We start from the raw sequence: 2,165 nt of genomic DNA on the forward strand, positions 1-2,165 counted from the left end.
TGGCGCTTCCGGGCCTCTGGTAGTCGATGACCGAGAGGAGGTCGCGGCTGCTTTCATAGGTGTTGACCCGGGTCATGCCGTTGGGGTAGGCGAGTTGTTCCACAAGCCCTCCCTGTTCGCAGTAAGTCCAGGAGAAGGGGTTTTCCATGCCTTCCGCCGCGAGGGCGGAGAGGCGGCCTTTGCCGTCATAGGACAGGCGCGCCTGCTGGACGCGGCGTTCGCCCGCGCTTAATTCGTACCCGGCCGGACGGCCGAGCCCGTCATAGAGCTCGGAGACCTGCCAGGCGAGGCCGTTTGCCTCAAGGCTGTCGGTTTCCGGTTCTCCGTAGGGATTGCAGGCGAAGGTCCGCGTTCCGGCGGCATCCGTGATTTGCGTCAATTGACCCAGGTGGTCGTAGGCGAAGCTCTGGCCGGGCGTGGCGTCCGAGTAGCTGATTCCCGCCAGAAAATTCCGGTGGATAAGGCAGGATGAATGTTTGCTCATCTTCATATAGCAAATGTTCCTTCCAGCTTATGCCGGAAGGAACATGGTATAAATAACAAGGAATTTTTACTCTATGATAATTCAAATTATTACCAAATACAGAAAGAGTTAATGTATAGGCCCTTCTATACTTTTCAATTCCAATATATTTTTTTTGAAATCAAAATCAAATATTCCTTTAAATTCTAAATAAATAATATCAGAAGGATCAGGGAATTCTTTAGAAGAACATTCTATCGAATAATCAGATACTAGTTGCCCATTTTTCAATTTAATTAATGTTCCATTTACAAAACGAATAGGATAATATTTCATGTTTCGACATTTATCCATGAACAATTCATAATTATTTTTTTCAGTTACAGGAATAAACTCCAATTGATTATTTTTTCTTGTAACAACAAAAATAACCGATTCTCTTTTAATAGAACATACTAGAATAACTCTATTTTTGTATTCAATAATGTATGGAGAATCTATATATTCTCCTGGAATATCTTTTTCTAGGCCATGAATTTTAACATAATATTTTTTCCATATTGAACTACTAGATGATTTTTCTAATATTTGAACATCATCAACAATGGCACTATCATGATTTTTATTATGTTCTACAACCGTTTTAAGATTATATTGACAGTTTGATGTACTAAAAAATAGTATTAAAGATAATATGTATAATTTCATATAATTATTATATTATTTGTTATGCTGCTTATCCCAAATTTCTTTACCTTTTTTTTGAATAGTTTCATGAGAAACTTTATCGCTATCAAATTTTTCTGCAGTCCCAGGATACACGTAAATAGTAAAACCTTCCTTACATTTTACCCCTCCTCTTCTAGGATCCGGATTTCCTCCTAATTCCTTTACCAATTTCATAGAACCTTCCCCTTTAGAATAAGGGTTATAATCTGCAAGAATAGCGTGAATAATTAAAAGATCACCATTTGGCATCTTTTTAGTAATTGTTGCATAATCACCGGCCTTAGCACCTTTTTTTCTATCCTCTTTATTAAAAACAAGATATGGAATTACTTCTGAATTTACATATCTACGAGGGTCTGTTTTCTTTTTCCGGGGATCGAATAATGCTGTAACTGATACATAATAACCTGGAGCAGGATCATTTTTCCCTTGAATAACATCAGGACTAACAATACCGTAATTATCTTTTCCTATTCCTCCATTTCTATTATCATCTAATCCTATGTTTTTTGGATGATACGCACGAGGAGAACCGTCTGCATCCACCGTAATTTCGTTACTTCTACGCACAACTACGCTTATCGTATTTTTATCTGGACATTTTTTTGTTTCTATTGTCAAGGTTGGAGGATTTGGTTGTTTCTGGGACCATGGCCACAACCCTAAATAATCAAAATTGATGATACCATTATTATTAACAAAGGCGAACAAATTCCACCCTCCTTGTTCCGCGATGGGATCTCGGCTGATCCACCTGCCGTCGTGCGGATTGAGATGCCGGTAGTTGTAGTAGATGAGGCCGAGCTCGTCGTCCATGTATTCGCTAGAGAAGCGGAATTTGTTCTCTTGCGCCATGTTGCCTTCCGACGTGACCAGCCCTCCGTACGGACGGTATTCGTACAGGGCGCGGCGTCCGCGCGCTTCCCCGAAGAGGGAAGTGACGTTCTTCATCGCGTCGTGCATGCAGTAGAGA

Annotated in this window: 3 protein-coding genes; all 3 read right to left on the reverse strand. The window is 40.7% G+C overall.

Annotated elements, in window-relative coordinates:
• Positions 1 to 484, reverse strand: a 484-nt coding sequence (locus CI070_RS01500) for a hypothetical protein (RefSeq protein ID WP_179218339.1), incomplete at its 3' end; no start/stop codon positions are given.
• A gap of 108 nt (positions 485 to 592) precedes the next feature.
• Positions 593 to 1,171 (reverse strand): hypothetical protein, encoded by a 579-nt coding sequence (locus CI070_RS12920; protein ID WP_143245549.1) that lies wholly within the window; start codon positions 1,169 to 1,171, stop codon positions 593 to 595.
• A 12-nt stretch (positions 1,172 to 1,183) separates the two neighbouring features.
• The coding region (locus CI070_RS01510; protein ID WP_179218340.1) for an RHS repeat domain-containing protein at positions 1,184 to 2,165 on the reverse strand (982 nt) is incomplete at its 5' end.

The organism is Akkermansia muciniphila (assembly GCF_900184965.1).
Lineage (GTDB): Bacteria > Verrucomicrobiota > Verrucomicrobiia > Verrucomicrobiales > Akkermansiaceae > Akkermansia > Akkermansia muciniphila_A.